Origin of the sequence: Solwaraspora sp. WMMD792 (assembly GCF_029626105.1) — a bacterium.
Lineage (GTDB): Bacteria > Actinomycetota > Actinomycetes > Mycobacteriales > Micromonosporaceae > Micromonospora_E.
The window spans coordinates 5,515,708-5,530,935 of record NZ_JARUBH010000009.1; the positions used below are offsets into that span (position 1 = coordinate 5,515,708).

Below are 15,228 nucleotides of genomic sequence, written 5' to 3' on the forward strand. Positions count from 1 at the left end.
CCGTCACCGGCTAGGAGCAGACATGGCAATCGGCACCGTGAAGTGGTTCAACGCTGACAAGGGTTTCGGCTTCATCACCCAGGACAGCGGAGAAGCTGACGTCTTCGCCCACTTCACCGCGATCGCATCCAGCGGTTTCCGTACCCTGGAAGAGAACCAGCGGGTGGAGTTCGACGTCGAGCAGGGGCAGAAGGGCCTGCAGGCGGCCAACATCCGGGTGATCTGAGGTTGTCCCCGTCCCTTGGGACGCGACCGTCGACGGCGTCGTCCCAGGGCGGGCTGGCACCGGATCCCCTGCAACGGCAACTCTTCGACGACGCCGCAGGCACCGACACCGGCGGGGCGGACCAGCTCCGGCTGACCAGGGTGCCGCTCGCGGCGGAGATCAAGCTGTTCCTCGCCGACGATCCGACGCTGCTCTGGGCCCGGCTGGAAGCCGCCGCCGGCCGGCGGCTACCGCCGCCGTACTGGGCCTCGGCGTGGGCCGGCGGCCAGGCACTGGCCCGCTACCTGCTCGACAACCCCGACGTGGTCGCCGGGCGGCGGGTGCTCGATCTCGCGTCCGGCTCCGGGCTGGTCGCCATCGCGGCGGCGATGGCCGGTGCCGCGACGGTCACCGCAAACGACATCGATCCGTACGCCGCGACGGCGATAGCGCTCAACGCCGTGGTCAACGACGCCCGGCTCACCACCACCGTCGACGACCTGCTCGACGGCACCGTGACCGAGGTGGATCTGGTGCTGGCCGGCGACGCGTTGTACAACGCCGAACTCGCCACCCGGGTGCTGCCGTTCCTCGGCCGGTGCGCCGACCGGGGCGTGCGGGTGCTGGTGGGTGACCCGGGCAGGGGCCACTGCACCTTCGACCGGCTCGAACCGGTCGTCAGCTACCACCAGCTGAACGCGGGTGCCGCCGAGGATTCGTTGCTCGACTGCACCCAGGTACTGACCCTCCTGCCCCGTCGCTGAGCTAGAGGCAGCGGATGAGCGCGGAAGCGGTGCAGGGCCGCCGAGTGGTCCCGGCACGCCGGACGGCGCAACCGGGACCACGGCCAGCGGTCGCCGTACGGCTATCCGACCGGTACCGGCCCCGCGTTGCCGGGCAGCCGGGTCACGCTGGGCGGCAGCTGGGTCGGACCGGCGGACCGGCTCGCCGACGCGTCGGTCGGGCAGAGCGCGGTCAGCAGCAGCGTCTGCCAGGCGACGTCGACCGGGTGCGCGTCCGGGAACCCGACGTCGTAGTGGCTGAGGTTGATGCCGGTGGAGAGCTGACGCGCGCCGTCCCGGCTGTGCAGCGAGATCGTCAGGTGGCCGAGCACCGCGCCGTCGTGTCCCCAGAACTCGCCGCACGGCAACGGCGCCGAGTAGATACCGAGCCCGTAGCCGCCGAACTGCGGTGCGGACGGGTCGAACGGGACCGTGGTGAGCATTTCGTCGAGGGTGTCCGCGTCGAGCAGTTCACCGCCGAGCAGCGCCCGGTAGAACGTGTTCAGGTCGGCGGTGGTGGCGATCATCTCGCCGGCGGTCCACGCCCAGCTCATGTTGAACTCGCCGAGGTCCCGCACACCGTACGACGCGAAGTAGGCGCCACCGTGCGGGCCGCGGATCGTCGGGTCGACGCCGGGGAAGTAGGTGCCGTGCAGCCGCAGCGGTCGCAGGATGCGTCGCTGCACCTCGGCGACGGGGTCGTTGCCGGTGACCGCCTCGATCAGCAGGCCGGCGAGGATGTAGTTGGTGTTGGAGTAGCTGAACATCGCGCCGGGTGCGTTGGTCGGCGGCATCGCCAGGCCCGTCGCGACCAGGTCCGCCGGCGGGTACGTGGTGACCTGCATCTGGCTGATGGCGGCGTTCGAGGTGACCATCGCGTTGGTGTAGTTGCCGATGCCGCTGGTGTGGTTGAGCAGCATCCGTACGGTGACCTGCTCGCCCACTTCACCGGGCACCGTCTCGGGCAGCCACTGCCCGATCGGGTCGTCGAGCCCGAGCCGGCCTTCGTCAACCAGCTGAAGCACCGTGGTGGCGACGAACGTCTTGGTGATGCTGCCGATCCGATGCCGCATCCACGGCTGCATCGGGCGAGGTTTGGTGGCGTACGCGTGTCCGGCGGCGGCCTGCCACTCGTGCCGGCCGTCGCGGACGGCGGCCAGGACGCCGGGTGCACCGGCTTCCGGCACGTCGTCGAGTACGGACTGCAGCTCGGCGCGGTCGATGGCGTCGCCGGGCGAGCCACCCGACGCGGATCCACCGGCGGACGGGCCGGTTGACGGGCTGGGTCGTGCTGCGGCGGAAGCCGGCACGACGGCGATCGCCGCCACCAACGTCACGCTGGTGGCGGCGACCCGGAGTGTCCTGAAAAGGCTAGACATATTTACATGTTGAGCGCCCGACGGCGGTAACGCATCGTGCTCAGGTGCGAGAGCCGGCTCCCGCTGGCGGACGACCCGGCCTCCTGCCCACCGACGGTGGTCACTCTGGAGCGGAGACCGTCACCGTTGCCCGCCGCCGTACGGTCAGCAGCAGCGCCACGCCGAGCGCCACCGCGACGGCACCGACGCCGACGACCGTGCCGACCGGCGCGCCGGTGATCGGCAGGTAGTCGCCGTCGCCGGCCCCGCCGCCACCCGGTTCACCGTCCGGGTCGTCGCCCGCACCGGTGAAGACGATGGCGACGGTGTTGTTCGACGGGTCGGACTCGGTCGACGGCCCGCCGCTGTCGGCGACGATCGTTCCGTCCGTACCCGGCGTTGATTTGATCTTCAGTTGGAGGGTGTGGGTGATCCGCCCGCCGCCGGACGCCGTGGCCGGGAAGATGCTCTCGAAGTTGCACCGCAACGCCGCCGACTCGGGCAGCCGGGTCCCCGGCTCGCCCTCGGTGTAGCACCAGTCGGACGGCAGCAGGACGGTGCCCGACGGCGCGGTGACGGTCACGCCCGGTCCACTTCCGTCGGACGGCCCGTTGTTGACGACGGTGAAGGTCAGGTCGACGGTCTCGCCCGGCTCGCCGGTCACCGGCTCGGCCGTCACCGCGATGTCGAACGTGTTCGGCTTGGTGTGGACGGTGAAGTAGTCGACGTTGTCCTCGGTGTCGATCTCCTCGATCAGCGCCGCCGCCGAACGACCGGCCGACGCCTGGGCCTTCGCCAGCGCCTCGTTGATCGACTTCCCGCCGGCCGTCGACGCCCGTGCCTGCGCCTGCGCCGGGTCCTCAGCGACCAGCCGCGCCTCGAACGACCCGCTCGTCTCGCCCGGACCAGCCAGGTTGTTGCCGAAGTACAGGTCGAACAACGACTCGCCCTGCTCGTCGACGAGGAACAGGGTCTCCCCCGGCGCCAGCGGGATGGTCAGCGCGCAGGTGACCCGGCTCGGGCCGTACGCGTACCCCTCCGTCTTCGGGTCGTTCGGCCAGTAGGAGACGTAGTCACAGTCGGTGTACTCGTCGACAAAGCCGACTCCGGTCGGCAGGTCCAGCCCGATCGTGTAGCTGTCGGCGGTGCTGTCACCCTCGTTGAGCACTGCGGCGTACAGCGGGGCGGTGTCGCCCGGTCCGACCCGGTCCTGCTCGGTGTTGATGTCGTCGACCAGGGCGACCAGGTCGGGGCCGGAGGCCAGTACGGACACCGGGAAGGTCTCGGTGTTGTTGGCCGGGATGGCGTCCTGCTCGGCCGAGCTGATGGTGACGGTCATGGTGCCGGCGTCACCCGGCGTGGCACCGGCCCGGCTGGCCAGCCGCACCGGGTAGATGTGGTCGGTCAATCCGGCGGCGAGGGCACCGTACGCGCAGCTGACGACCCGGTCGGCGATCTCGCAGCCAGGGTGGTAGCCCTCGGCCAGCTGCACCGCGTCGTCGACGCCGGTGGCGTCGACGACGATGGTCACGTCGCTCGCCGGCGCATCGCCGTAGTTGTAGACGTACATGCCGAGGGTGACGCCGGAGTTGTCCACCTCGGCGACCGGCTCCCGGTCGAACGAGACGAACAGGTCCGGCCCCGGGTTCTGGGCGGCGGCCGGAGCGGCCGCGGCGACGACGAGGGCACCGGCGAGCAGGGTGCCGGCTCCGAGCCGGCGCCAACCGGCTGCGTTCAGCATCATGATTCTCCTGTGGACGGGACAGGAGCCGGACTCTATCGACAGTCCACGAGGTCTGCCACCCCGATCACACCACCGGGATCAGATTGCGTCCGAGATTTCACCCGCGCTTCGAATTCATCCGCAGCTGCTCGAAGTCGGTGGTCAACGCGAACGGGTCGGCCACCCGTACCGGCTCCCGGCGGTGCATCTCGGCGGCCAGCTCCCGACCGGCCCGGGAGATCCGCCCGCGTAGCGCCCCGGCCTGGCCACTGCTGTCTGCGTCCTGGTCGCCGACCTTTTCCCCGGCCCAGTCCTCGGGGCCGGCGAAGACGGCGGTCGGCAGCACCACCGCACGCAGGTAGGCGAACATCGGCCGCAGGGCGTGCTCCAGCGTGAGCGAATGCCGGGCGGTGCCGCCGGTCGCACCGACCAGCACCGGCTTGTCGTACAACGCGCCCTCCGGCAGTACGTCGAAGAAGGCCTTGAACAGCCCGCTGTACGCGGCGTTGAACACCGGGCTGACCGCGACCAGTCCATCGGCGGCCGCCACCGCGTCCAACGCCTGCTTCAACGCCGGTGCCGGGAAACCGGTCAGCGTGTTGTCGACCACCTCGTGGGCGTGGTCGCGTACCTCGATCACTGTCGTCTCCAGCTGCCCGCCGAGGCCGGCCAGCTCGTCGCGGACCGCCGCGGCGAGCTGGTCGGCGAGCAGCCGGCTGGTCGACGGCTGCCGTACGCCGGCGGTGACGACCGCCAGCCGACGGCCGCCGGTGCTCGTGGCCATCGCCGTCACACCGCTGCCGGGGCGGCGGCGTCGGCGGTGCTCTCGGCCGTACTGCCGTCGGCCGCCGTGCTGGCGGACGCCGCCTCGACCAGGGAGGCGTGGGTGGGGGCGTCCGGCACGTGCGCCGGCCGGCCCACCGCGAACTCGCGCCGCAGCACCGGCACGACCTCCTCGCCGAGCATGTCCAACTGCTCCAGCACCGTCTTCAACGGCAGACCGGCGTGGTCCACCAGGAACAGCTGCCGCTGGTAGTCGCCGACGTACTCACGGAAGGTCAGCGTACGGTCGATGACCTGCTGCGGGCTGCCGACGGTGAGCGGCGTCTGCGAGCTGAAGTCCTCCAACGACGGACCGTGCCCGTACACCGGGGCGTTGTCGAAGTACGGCCGGAACTCGCGCACCGCGTCCTGCGAGTTGCGCCGCATGAACACCTGCCCGCCGAGACCGACGATCGCCTGGTCGGCGGAGCCGTGGCCGTAGTGGGCGAACCGTTCCCGGTAGAGGCCGACCATCCGCTGGGTGTGCTCCTTCGGCCAGAAGATGTGGTTGGCGAAGAAGCCGTCGCCGTAGTAAGCGGCCTGCTCGGCGATCTCCGGGCTGCGGATCGAGCCGTGCCAGACGAACGGCGGTACGCCGTCGAGCGGGCGGGGCGTCGAGGTGAAGCTCTGCAGCGGGGTACGGAACTTGCCCTGCCAGTTGACGACGTCCTCGCGCCACAGCCGGCGCAGCAGGTCGTAGTTCTCGATGGTCAGCGGGATACCGTTGCGGATGTCCTGGCCGAACCACGGGTAGACGGGGCCGGTGTTGCCGCGCCCCATCATCAGGTCGACCCGACCGCCGGCGAGGTGCTGCAGCATCGCGTAGTCCTCGGCGATCTTCACCGGATCGTTGGTGGTGATCAGCGTGGTCGCGGTGGACAGCAGCAGCCGCTCGGTCCGGGCCGCGATGTAGCCGAGCATGGTGGTCGGCGACGACGGGACGAACGGCGGGTTGTGGTGCTCGCCGGTGGCGAAGACGTCCAGGCCGACCTCTTCGGCCTTGAGCGCGATGGCGACCATGGCCTTGATCCGCTCACGCTCGGTCGGCTCCCGACCGTTGGTCGGGTCGACGGTGACGTCACCGACGGTGAAGACGCCGAACTGCATGGTCTGCTCCTCCTCGCGGCGAGGGGCCGGTTGGGATTCCCTCGGACTACCCGGCCAAACATAGTTGCTGCGTCAACTATTCCGCGAACGCCCCGTCGATGAGGTGGGCCTCCAACGCCCGCAGGAACCGCTCGACGTCGTCGGTCGAGAAGTAGGTGGTGTCGGCGGTGAGCGCCAGCCCCAGCCCGTCCGGCCGGTCGACGATCTCGATCCGGGTACGCCAGGTGAACCGCTCGATCCGCTCGGCCAGCCGGAACGTGGTGCCGGTCGTCGCGCCGCGTACCGCCGCCTCGTCGACGTCACGGCCGAACAGGTCGCTGTCCGCCGACAGCCGGATGTCGTTCAGATAGCAGTGCGGGCTCACCCCGGTCGCGTACGGCAGACCGGCCGCGCCGAACGCGTCGCTGAGCGTCTGCGGGTCGTAGTAGGCGTGCCGGTATCCGTCGAGCGCCGCCCGCCACACCCGGGGCAGCAGGTACACCATCCGGCGGTCACCGCTCAGGTCGACCGGCACCAGGGCCAGCTGGTTCAGCTTGGCGATCGCCTCCGGATAGCCGTCCAGCATCCGGTTGTTGACCATCGTGTGCATGCCGACCAGGTCGTTGCCGGAGTATTCGCCGACCACCAGCGCCGCCGCCGCGAGCAGCACCGTCGAGGTGGTCGTCCGATGCCGTACGGCGAGCATCCTGGTCGCGGTGTCCGCCGCCGCCGACGTCAGGACGCCCCGCCGGAAACGCGGCGTGACCGGCTCCCGCTGCGGCATCCGGGTGTCGCGCGACAGCCGGCGGGTCACCTCCACCCAGTACGCCGCCGCCCGCGCCGACCGCCGCCGGTGGCTCTCCCGCTGCTCCAGGTCGGCGACGTCCGCCGACTGCAGGCCGGGTGCGCTGTCGATCCGGCCCCGGGCCAGCAGCAGCCGCAGGTCGCGCAGCACCAGCTCGGCCGACCGGAAGTCGACCGTGGTGTGGCTGAACACCACCACCACCTGGTGCGGTACGCCGTCGCGGGTCACCACGGCGATGCGCTGCGGCCAGTCGTCGGCGTGCGCGAACGGCTCCGCCGCCAACCCGTCGGCGACCCGCTGCGCGACCGCCACCGGATCCGGCGAGCCGCCGCCCGCCGCGTCGCCGGAGTTGCCGCCGGATTCGGCCGGCACCACCAGCACCGGCAGGTCTCCCCGGTCGGCGACCAGTTGACGAGGGTCGTCGCCGGCCAGCTCCAGCCGGGTACGCAACGCGGTGTGCCGCACCATCAGGGCGGCGATCGCCGAGTACACCCGCTCCGGGTCGGAGCGTGCCCGGCGGGGCACGGCGACGTGCCGTTTCAACGCGAACATCGCCTGACTGGTGCCGTGCCGCCGGAGCGCCATCCACAGTGCCCGCTGACCCCAGGTGATCGGGGCGGTGCGCGCCGGATCCGGTGCGACGAACGACACCGTACGTCGGCCCACGGTCGACAGTTCGGTCACCACGTCGACCAGTATCAGTGAAGGTGCCGTTACCCGACAGGGTCGAGTAAGCGCTTTCCTATGACCGATCGGCCGATGATCGCCCCCTGGGCGGTAGTCTCCGGCAGGTGCCCCACCACACGCGCGCGCCCCACCGGGTCCGGGACCGGATCCGGCTGCTCTTCGTCAACACCCAGGAACGCGCTCTGCTGACCGCGATCGGCCTCACCAGCTATCCCCAGTGGATCGCCGCCGCCACCGGACTGGACCCGGCGCAGATCGTCACCATCGACGTCGCGGACGGTCAGCCACTGCCCGACACCATCGAGGCCGACGCGGTCATCGGCGGCGGATCCGGGCACTCCGCGTACGAGAAGCTGCCGTGGATCACCCGGACCAAGGAGTTCTTCCGCGCCGCCGCTCGAGCCGGCGTACCCGAGCTGCACATCTGCTGGTCGCATCAGGCCCGCGCCGAGTCGGTCGGCGGGCGGGCGGCGATCGGCGGGCACGGCCGCCGATTCGGCATCGACACGGTACGGCTGACCTCGGCTGGTCGGCGCGACCCGCTGTTCACCGGGCTGCCCGACGAGTTCGACCTGTTCACCTCGCACGTCGACGTGGTCGAGCAGGTGCCGGCGCGCGCCCCCGAAGGGGCGGTCGTCGAGCTGGCGTACAGCCGGGTCTACCGCAACGAAGCGCTGGCCATCGGCCCGACCGTACGGACGATCCAGGCCCACCCCGAGATCACCGCGAGCATCATTTCGGCGCTGGCCCGCAGTCGACGCGGCGCGCTGGTACGCGAAGGCTGGATCGGCCCGGACGACGCCGACCTCGACGCCTTCACCGCCACCCTGTACGCCCGTGAGGCGCAGATCGTCGCGACCTCGCGGCGGCTGATGGCCAACTGGCTGCGGTACCACGTCCGCCCGGGTGTCCGGCCTGACACCGCTCCGACCGGCACGCCGTCCACCGATGCTGGTGTCGGTGTCGTCGCCGGTGCTGGTGTCGTCGCTGGTGCTGGTGCTGGTGCTCGTGGCGAGGTGCCGGCGGCGGTCGGCGGCGTGTTGTGAGCGTCGTCCTGCCAGCGGCGCGCAGCAGCGCCGAAGCACGCCTCTACGTCGAGCTGCACCCGTGCAGCTGCGGTGAAACGCAGTTCGAGCCGCAGGTCGAGGTGGTCGCGCTCGCCGATGGCGACCTGGCCACCCGCTACCAGGGCAGCTGTGCCGGCTGTGCCACCGCACGGGAGTTCCTGTTCCGGCTGCCCGCCGACCCGCTGCACCCGCCGGCCGGCGCTGCTTTCTCGTACGGTGGCCCGGAGCCGTCGCGGCTCATCGACCCCGGCGAGTGGCTCGCCGTCGCCGACCGGTACGCCGCCCTGGTCCCCGCCGACTTCGCCACCGCCGGGCCTGCTGTTGCCGACCCGGCAGCGCTCGATCCGGTACAGCGGCGGCGGGCGATGGCGGCCCTGTCCCGGGCCGTCGCCGCTCTCGACGAGGTGCTGAAGTTCATCCCCGCCGACGCCGACGAGGTGCCGTCCGACACCGTCACCAGCGAGGTCGGGCAGCGGATGCGCCGACGCGAACCGGGCCGGTTCCGCCGCGACCGTCTCACCGCCCTCCGCGACACCTACACCGCCCTCCTGCCGGGTGATCCTGGATGAGGTCGAATCAACCGGGTAGGTCAAAGCTGTAGGTCCGCTGGTTTGTCCGGCGGTTCCGTCGTACAATTTCTTGTACGCTAGCTTGGGAGGCATCGTGCGCACCGTCACCTACTCGGAGGTCCGCCAGAACCTGGCCAAGATGCTCGACCATGTCGTGGACGATGCCGAGGAAGTTGTGGTTACCCGATCCGGCCGTGAGGCAGCAGTGATCATCTCCTTGCGTGAGTACGAATCGCTGAAGGAGACGGCGTACCTGATGGCCAGTCCCGCCAACGCGCGTCGGCTGAACGAAGCTGTCGAGGAGCTACGGAACGGTGGCGGGGAGATCCACGACTTGATTGACCCGGATAGCCGCTCGGACGAGGCGTCGGCAGCGTGAAGATCCAGTTCGCGGGCCGAGGCTGGGCGGACTACCTTTCCTGGCAACGGGACCGCCAGATGCTGAAGCGGGTGAACCTGCTGATCGAGGACATCCGACGCAACGGTCACCAGGGCATCGGCAGACCGGAGCAGCTCCGTGGCAACTGGTCGGGGTTCTGGTCGAGGCGCATTGATCAGGAGCACCGTCTGGTGTACCGGATCGTCGATGACACTGTGCAGATAGCACAGTGCCGCTACCACTACGAATGAAGCTCGGTGCAAATTCGCGTCAGTTCAGCCGCAGTAACGCCGAGTTCGTAGCGGCGCTGGTGACCAGTTCGGGACAGGGCCCACCACAGGTAGCTGGCCCTCATCACCGTGGCATACATGGCGATACTGTCGGTATGCGCGCCCGCATCATTGCCGTCGTAGCCGGGCTACTCGCTGTGCAAGGCTGCACTGCCGCTGCTCCCGCCTCCGAGGCGCCCCCGCCCACCCCGACCGTCGGACAGCCCGTGGTGTTGGATGCCCGCGTACCGGGGTGGGAGACCGCCGCCTGGCTCGCCGAAGACGCGATCTGCGTGCGCGTCGCCCGAGTCGACGGTAAGCGCAGTGAGGGCAAGGAAAACGAGTTCGCCTTCTGTGATCCGGCACCGGAGGCTCTTGACACTGTGGGTCCACCACTGCTGCCCACCAAGCCGATGCCGTACGTCGCCCCACTTGACCCGCAGCAGCGGGAGATTATCCTGGTCGGGCCTGTACGCGGTGCCGTGACCAGCGTATCCGTGACCATGTTCGGCCAGACCGCCACGGCCGCCGTACACCAACTCCCCGCCACCCGAAATCGCCAGATCGGCGCGTACGCGGTCTGGCTTCCTCGCAACGGGGGTGAGCGCGACGGGATGGACCTCTCCGACATCACCGCCGTCGTCGGCTACGACGCCGACGGCAACGTCGTGACCCAGTTGGACTGATGCCGACGCGAAAGCACTGGCCTACTTGCGCTTCCCGTGTTTCGATGGCTCCGAGTGGTCCAGGAGCGCGACGACTTCGAGCAGCTCGGCCCAGTGTCGCCTCAGCTCGGCGGCGGTGACGCCGAGTTCGTAGTGGTGGTGGTGACCGGCTCGGGACAGTGCCCACGACAGGTAGCTGGCCCCGCCCGCCAGCTGTGGCCCAGCGTAGTGGGCGAGTAGGGGCAGCTTCGGCCGCTGCACCTGGATCCGCCCGATCGCCGGACAGACCCGGGCCCAGTAACGGTCCATAGCCGCCTCAAGCTCGTGCCGTAGCAGCCCGGCACATGCCCGGGACCAGGCGCCTCGGGCGCCGCGGATCACGCTGGTGAGCATCCGGTCGGCGGTGGCGAGGAGACGGACTGGTTCATCGCAACTGCCTCACCAGCGCGGTCAGGTCCTACCGGGGCACGACACGGCAGAAGAGCCCGAGGCTGAGCACGTCCTTGACGCCGTGCCGCGTCGCCGAGCCGCTCCTGGATCTGCTGGTACGGCGTACCTGCCCGGTGCTGTGCGAGCCGGTAGCGGTCCATGCTGACCGCCTCAATCGCTGACCGGCAGTACCCAGCCACCAGTCGATCCAATCGTCGAACACCATCGACTGGTTCTCCCGTGAGCCCGTGCGTGCCAAGCTGCGCACCCACATCCGCCGCCTACTGGCCCGCTACGACTACCCGCCGGACCACGAGCGCGCCGCCGTCGACCTGGTGATCCGCCAGATGGAGACCTTCGCCGACGAGTGGGCTCCCAACGGCCGATCCGCCAACTGCTGACCGAGTAGGTCCGCCGTGGTTAGGGGTCGCAACGTTGCGGCGAAAGGTCACTTGCCAGGCAGGATGGGCAACGGCCGGACTCGCAGCCAGTTCTCACCAACCACCACGACTGCTCCGCTGGCCAGGTCGTCAGCGATCGCGTCGAGGTTCGCAGCCAGGATCGCGACGATCTGCGCAGCTCGACGGCCGCTGATTCGGCGCACCAACAACACGGACGGTTCGTCAGCCCCGGAGGATGCCAGCAGAGTGCCGAAGTCAGTATCTGCAGAGATCAGGACCCGCTGTTCCTGGCGTGCCCGCTCCAGTACGACCTCGTCCGGCGCCGCAGCCAAACCGTAGTCTCTCACGTGCTCGGCATCGTGCCCGTGAGCGTGCAAACCCGTCGCCACCGCTGGCGACAGGTTGTTGTCGACCAGGAACCTCATGCCGCGTGATGCAACGGGAGTTCCCGTTCCCGGACGGCCTCGGCCGCGAAGCGCAGCGCCTCCCAGACGTCATCAACGGTCAGGTCCGGTAGCTCCGACACGATCTCGTCCGGGCTCATGCCGTCCGCAACCATCGCCACCACCGTCGCGACCGGGATGCGCAACCCACGGATGCACGGTGCCCCACCCATCTGAGCCAGGTTGACGGTGATCCGCTCGAAGTTCATGACGGCATCGTAACCCGTGGTGACCCAACCGGCCCTGAACCGACCGGGCCAGCCCCGGTACTCTGGTCTGCGTAGACCCCGGTCGCCCCTGCCCCTCGTGGGTACGCCGCCGAGGTTTTGTCTTGTCACACTGCGGCTATTCCCGGACTGGGCAGCAGGCGAGCCTGCCCAGTCCGGGAATAGCCGAGCCTCTGAAGCTCGGCCCGCTGCCGGTTGTCGGCTCAGTGGTGCTGCTTGGCGAGCTCGACGAAGGAGCGCCAAGCGGCCGGGCCGAAGGTCAGCATCGGGCCGCTGCGGTCCTTGGTGTCCCGGACCAGAACCCGGCCGGGCAGGTTGTCGGCCACCTCGACACAGGAGCCGGCTTCGGAGTAGGTGCTGGTGCGCCAACTAGGGGCGGGGCTCAGGTCCATTTCTCAGCCGTCCTCGTGATCAGGTCAAGGCTCTGGTGGTGCGGCAGAGCGTACCCCCGGATTGTCTCCCAGGTCCCCTCCAAGTCCGCCGTGTGGTCCGGGGCCTCCACCACCCGGCCGTCCAGGTGCCCATCCAGATAGCCAACCGTCCGGCCGTCGACGTTCGCCAGCACGAACGGACCGTCCATCCCCGGGTAGACGCCAACTTCCGACGGCACGACCTGCACCTGGATGTTCGGCCGCTGGCAGGCTTCGACCAGTGCGGTCAGCTGCTCCCGCATGATCTCCGCGCTGCCCGCCCGCCGGGTCAGCACGCTCTCGTCGATGACGGCGGCGAGCTGGCAGGGCTTCTCCCGCCGCAGGATGGCCTGCCGGCCCATCCGGGTGGTCAACGCGATCGCCGCCGCGTCCTCCGGCACCCGGTACGCCGATAGCACCGCCTCCGCGTACGCCTCGGTCTGCAGCAGGCCGGGGATCAGCAGCGGCTGGAACGCCCGGATCAGCGTGGCGTTGCCTTCGTGATCGCTGAACGGCCGGAACCAGACGGGCATGTGCTCGCCGACGACGAACTCCCGGTAGAACTTCATCAACGCGGTGCCGAACGCCTTGTCGACCGAGGTCAGATAGTCCGGCAACGCCGGCCGCTCGCCACGCTCGATTGAGCCCACGTGCTTTGCCGAGAAGTGGACGCGCTCCGCCCACGACTCCTGGGTGAGCCCCAACGACTCTCGGACCCGGCGTAGCTCTAATACCAGATACTCGCTCGCAGACATAGGTCTTCACATCCCCCAGTTCGCTCGACTTTGTCCACTGGCTACCGGGCCGCTGCCGCCTGCTTTCCGTGGCCCTCACGGCATCTTGCTCCGACAGCGCCCGGAAGTCCAGGGTGGAGAACAAATCCGGATGACGAAGTTTTCATGATCAGAATTGCGGCGACGGTTCAGTTGGAAGGGATGCCGATGGTGGAAATCGGGGCGTTGTTCAGCGCGGCGCTGCTCGGCTTCTGCGCGGGGTTGTGGTCGTTCAAGGTCAAGTCCAGGTGGTGCCCGGACTGCGGGCGTACGACCTACCCGATAGCGGAACGGCCTGGTGAATAGCCGACTACTCGCCACACCCGAGCCGAAACCCGGCGACGTACTGATCATCGGCCGGCAAGCCAGCGTCCAGTTCGCCGACGACCGCGCCATCCGACTCCGAGTCATCGCCGTCGACCGCAAATGGACCTACGACGGCTGGATCTGGCTCACCGGATACGTCATCGACCGCCACGGCAACGCAGCCGAACGGCGGGAGATATTCGTCCAGCGCCACGGACTCTACCGACTACCCCGGCGCACGGAAACCTGACCATCGACCAATTGATCAAGGGAGAGAAATGATCACCGAGATGCTACGTGACTGGTGGCTACGCTGGCTCGACTGGCGCTCCGGCCGGTCCACGGCGTCCAAGCGGCTGCACCACCTGCGACGCGAGCTGCACCAACAACGGCACACGACATCTGCCCGTCACCGCCGATTCGACAGCAACCGGGGACACCACTGGTCCACCGAGGCCACCGAACTCGTCCCGACCCTGCGCCCGTTGATGACCTACGGCCAGCAACTCGGCTACCGGGTCGTCCTGCACGGCTCACCCTGACCGGCCCCCACCCCCGACACCCACCAAGCCGGGATCACCATGATCAGTTGAAGGTGAGATACCTTTCAACCGCCGGGAAAGGTATCCCACCTTCAACTCGTCGCCCCGGTGCCGGTCAACCCTGGCGGTGGCGGTGGCGTCGGTGATCCACAATGCCGGGAGGAGGAGGGAATCCTGTGCCGTCAGCTTCGTACACCTCACTGGCGGACATGCCCGATGTCGTCCTCGCAGAACTGTCCCGGGCACGCCATGGGGTGGTCATGCTGGCCGTTGACGGGTTGTCATACGACGCGGCGCTGGCGGCAGGCTGGCAGGCCGCCGAGCTGACCCAACTGGCCAGCACCTTTCCGAGCACGTCGACAACCGCGTGGCTGACCGCCATGACCGGAGTCGGGCCGGCGCAGCACGGCGTACCCGGGATGGTCTACCGCGTGCCCGGCCGTGGCTGCCTGGTGTACGCCGTCACCGGCCAGGTGCTGGCGCAGGGACCAGCCGACCCGGGCGGCGACCCCAGACTCGTGATCGAGCACCCGACCATCTTCGACCGGGCCGCAGGCGACGGCGTGCAGTGCCGCGCGGTGGCCCGGGAGATCGCCCACCTACCCGGCCCGTGGGCGCAGGCGCTGCTCCGGGGCGCGACCGTCGTCCCGGCTGCGCCGTCGGAGACGCTCGCCCGGCATGCCCGCGACCCCGCGTTGCTGGTCGACGCCGCGATGAAAGAAGTCGACGAGCAGATCGGCGGGCCGGCCGGCGACGTGCGGCGGCGGCAACCGACGCTCCTGTGGACCTACGTCAACCTCGACGACTACCTGCACCGCCACGGCTACGACGAACGAGCCGTGGCGGCCATGGCCGAGCTGGGCAGCCGGGCCGCCCGGTGGGCGCAGGCCGGCTGGACGGTCATCGGCCACTCGGACCACGGCCAGGTCCGGTGCACCCCGGATGAGGACCTGGTGCGGGCATGGTCTGCTCTGGACGATCCGGCACGGCGGTTGCTCCCGGCCGGCGGGGCGGGCCGGGTCCGGTGGCTGTACCCGGCCCCCGGCGACGAAGACGAGGCCGGCGGCCGACTCGCTGCGGCACTCGGCTCCTCGGCCCGGATCGTAGCCACCGACGAAGCACTGCGGGACCGGGTAGGCCCGGTGATCGCGATCGCCGCAGACGAACGCTTCCCCGTGCCGGACCCCAACCTTAGCTGGGAGCACGGCGCCGACTCTCCCGACGAAACGGTGGTGCCGCTGGCGATCTGGCGGGGCCGCTGAGACTGCCGTGCCGCTAAG

At 69.6% G+C, this 15,228-nt stretch carries 22 protein-coding genes; 12 read left to right on the forward strand and 10 right to left on the reverse strand.

The genetic code is table 11. The annotated features are described in order from the left end of the window. The first annotated feature begins 22 nt into the window (after nucleotides 1-22). Both O7629_RS25685 and O7629_RS25690 read left to right on the forward strand, forming a co-directional pair. Nucleotides 23-226 (forward strand): cold-shock protein, encoded by a 204-nt coding sequence (locus tag O7629_RS25685; RefSeq protein WP_123604240.1) that lies wholly within the window; start codon nucleotides 23-25, stop codon nucleotides 224-226. Between the two features lie 53 nt (nucleotides 227-279). Next, complete coding sequence (locus O7629_RS25690; RefSeq protein WP_278174682.1) at nucleotides 280-969, forward strand: 50S ribosomal protein L11 methyltransferase; 690 nt, start codon at nucleotides 280-282, stop codon at nucleotides 967-969. 101 nt (nucleotides 970-1,070) lie between these two features. Here the strand turns inward: O7629_RS25690 and O7629_RS25695 are convergent, their stop codons facing one another. The 5 genes from O7629_RS25695 to O7629_RS25715 all read right to left on the reverse strand — a co-directional run bounded on the left by O7629_RS25695 (nucleotide 1,071) and on the right by O7629_RS25715 (nucleotide 7,468). Beyond that, complete coding sequence (locus tag O7629_RS25695) at nucleotides 1,071-2,195, reverse strand: serine hydrolase domain-containing protein (protein WP_278174683.1); 1,125 nt, start codon at nucleotides 2,193-2,195, stop codon at nucleotides 1,071-1,073. Between the two features lie 271 nt (nucleotides 2,196-2,466). Beyond that, nucleotides 2,467-4,086: a peptidase gene (locus O7629_RS25700; RefSeq protein ID WP_278172358.1), complete on the reverse strand. Its 1,620-nt coding sequence runs from the start codon at nucleotides 4,084-4,086 to the stop codon at nucleotides 2,467-2,469. A 100-nt stretch (nucleotides 4,087-4,186) separates the two neighbouring features. Next, nucleotides 4,187-4,852, reverse strand: coding sequence for an FMN reductase (locus tag O7629_RS25705; RefSeq protein ID WP_278172360.1), 666 nt, complete (start codon nucleotides 4,850-4,852; stop codon nucleotides 4,187-4,189). A gap of 5 nt (nucleotides 4,853-4,857) precedes the next feature. After that, entirely contained in the window at nucleotides 4,858-5,997 is a 1,140-nt protein-coding gene (locus O7629_RS25710; protein ID WP_278172362.1) for an LLM class flavin-dependent oxidoreductase, read from the reverse strand. A 76-nt stretch (nucleotides 5,998-6,073) separates the two neighbouring features. Further along, nucleotides 6,074-7,468, reverse strand: coding sequence for a condensation domain-containing protein (locus O7629_RS25715; RefSeq protein ID WP_278172364.1), 1,395 nt, complete (start codon nucleotides 7,466-7,468; stop codon nucleotides 6,074-6,076). Between the two features lie 104 nt (nucleotides 7,469-7,572). Between O7629_RS25715 and O7629_RS25720 the strand changes: the two genes are divergently transcribed. The 5 genes from O7629_RS25720 (at nucleotide 7,573) to O7629_RS25740 (ending at nucleotide 10,438) form a co-directional block, all read left to right on the forward strand. Continuing rightward, nucleotides 7,573-8,514, forward strand: coding sequence for a type 1 glutamine amidotransferase (locus tag O7629_RS25720; RefSeq protein ID WP_278172366.1), 942 nt, complete (start codon nucleotides 7,573-7,575; stop codon nucleotides 8,512-8,514). Next, the gene (locus O7629_RS25725; protein WP_278172367.1) at nucleotides 8,511-9,104 is read left to right on the forward strand and encodes a hypothetical protein; all 594 of its coding nucleotides are present in this window, start codon (nucleotides 8,511-8,513) and stop codon (nucleotides 9,102-9,104) included. Before O7629_RS25720 ends, O7629_RS25725 begins: the two co-directional genes overlap by 4 nt. A 94-nt stretch (nucleotides 9,105-9,198) precedes the next feature. Next, complete coding sequence (locus tag O7629_RS25730) at nucleotides 9,199-9,483, forward strand: type II toxin-antitoxin system prevent-host-death family antitoxin (RefSeq protein ID WP_278172369.1); 285 nt, start codon at nucleotides 9,199-9,201, stop codon at nucleotides 9,481-9,483. Beyond that, complete coding sequence (locus O7629_RS25735) at nucleotides 9,480-9,734, forward strand: Txe/YoeB family addiction module toxin (RefSeq protein WP_278172370.1); 255 nt, start codon at nucleotides 9,480-9,482, stop codon at nucleotides 9,732-9,734. Before O7629_RS25730 ends, O7629_RS25735 begins: the two co-directional genes overlap by 4 nt. A 134-nt stretch (nucleotides 9,735-9,868) precedes the next feature. Next, complete coding sequence (locus O7629_RS25740) at nucleotides 9,869-10,438, forward strand: hypothetical protein (protein WP_278172371.1); 570 nt, start codon at nucleotides 9,869-9,871, stop codon at nucleotides 10,436-10,438. Nucleotides 10,439-10,459: 21 nt separating this feature from the next. On the opposite strand, the gene O7629_RS25745 is transcribed toward O7629_RS25740, so the two are convergent. After that, nucleotides 10,460-10,810 (reverse strand): hypothetical protein, encoded by a 351-nt coding sequence (locus tag O7629_RS25745; RefSeq protein WP_278172373.1) that lies wholly within the window; start codon nucleotides 10,808-10,810, stop codon nucleotides 10,460-10,462. 242 nt (nucleotides 10,811-11,052) lie between these two features. Here O7629_RS25745 and O7629_RS25750 point away from each other — a divergent pair, with 242 nt between their 5' ends. Further along, nucleotides 11,053-11,247 (forward strand): type I restriction enzyme endonuclease domain-containing protein, encoded by a 195-nt coding sequence (locus tag O7629_RS25750; RefSeq protein WP_278174684.1) that lies wholly within the window; start codon nucleotides 11,053-11,055, stop codon nucleotides 11,245-11,247. Nucleotides 11,248-11,294: 47 nt separating this feature from the next. Here the strand turns inward: O7629_RS25750 and O7629_RS25755 are convergent, their stop codons facing one another. The 4 genes from O7629_RS25755 to O7629_RS25770 form a co-directional block, all read right to left on the reverse strand. Continuing rightward, nucleotides 11,295-11,672, reverse strand: coding sequence for a DUF5615 family PIN-like protein (locus tag O7629_RS25755; RefSeq protein ID WP_278172374.1), 378 nt, complete (start codon nucleotides 11,670-11,672; stop codon nucleotides 11,295-11,297). Beyond that, a complete protein-coding gene (locus tag O7629_RS25760; RefSeq protein ID WP_278172375.1) occupies nucleotides 11,669-11,899 on the reverse strand; it encodes a DUF433 domain-containing protein in 231 nt (76 codons plus the stop codon). The genes O7629_RS25755 and O7629_RS25760 overlap by 4 nt, the downstream gene beginning before the upstream one ends. Nucleotides 11,900-12,120: 221 nt before the next feature. Then, complete coding sequence (locus O7629_RS25765) at nucleotides 12,121-12,309, reverse strand: DUF397 domain-containing protein (protein WP_278172376.1); 189 nt, start codon at nucleotides 12,307-12,309, stop codon at nucleotides 12,121-12,123. Further along, on the reverse strand, nucleotides 12,300-13,082 hold the full coding sequence (locus tag O7629_RS25770) for a helix-turn-helix transcriptional regulator (RefSeq protein WP_278172377.1): 783 nt from the start codon (nucleotides 13,080-13,082) through the stop codon (nucleotides 12,300-12,302). Before O7629_RS25770 ends, O7629_RS25765 begins: the two co-directional genes overlap by 10 nt. Nucleotides 13,083-13,226: 144 nt before the next feature. On the opposite strand from O7629_RS25770, the gene O7629_RS25775 reads away from it, so the two are divergent. The 4 genes from O7629_RS25775 to O7629_RS25790 all read left to right on the forward strand — a co-directional run bounded on the left by O7629_RS25775 (nucleotide 13,227) and on the right by O7629_RS25790 (nucleotide 15,210). Beyond that, nucleotides 13,227-13,406: a hypothetical protein gene (locus O7629_RS25775; protein WP_278172378.1), complete on the forward strand. Its 180-nt coding sequence runs from the start codon at nucleotides 13,227-13,229 to the stop codon at nucleotides 13,404-13,406. Then, the gene (locus tag O7629_RS25780) at nucleotides 13,399-13,656 is read left to right on the forward strand and encodes a hypothetical protein (RefSeq protein WP_278172379.1); all 258 of its coding nucleotides are present in this window, start codon (nucleotides 13,399-13,401) and stop codon (nucleotides 13,654-13,656) included. The genes O7629_RS25775 and O7629_RS25780 overlap by 8 nt, the downstream gene beginning before the upstream one ends. 28 nt (nucleotides 13,657-13,684) lie before the next feature. Further along, the gene (locus O7629_RS25785) at nucleotides 13,685-13,948 is read left to right on the forward strand and encodes a hypothetical protein (protein WP_278172380.1); all 264 of its coding nucleotides are present in this window, start codon (nucleotides 13,685-13,687) and stop codon (nucleotides 13,946-13,948) included. A 176-nt stretch (nucleotides 13,949-14,124) separates the two neighbouring features. Beyond that, entirely contained in the window at nucleotides 14,125-15,210 is a 1,086-nt protein-coding gene (locus O7629_RS25790; RefSeq protein ID WP_278172381.1) for an alkaline phosphatase family protein, read from the forward strand. The last annotated feature ends 18 nt before the right edge of the window (nucleotides 15,211-15,228 follow it).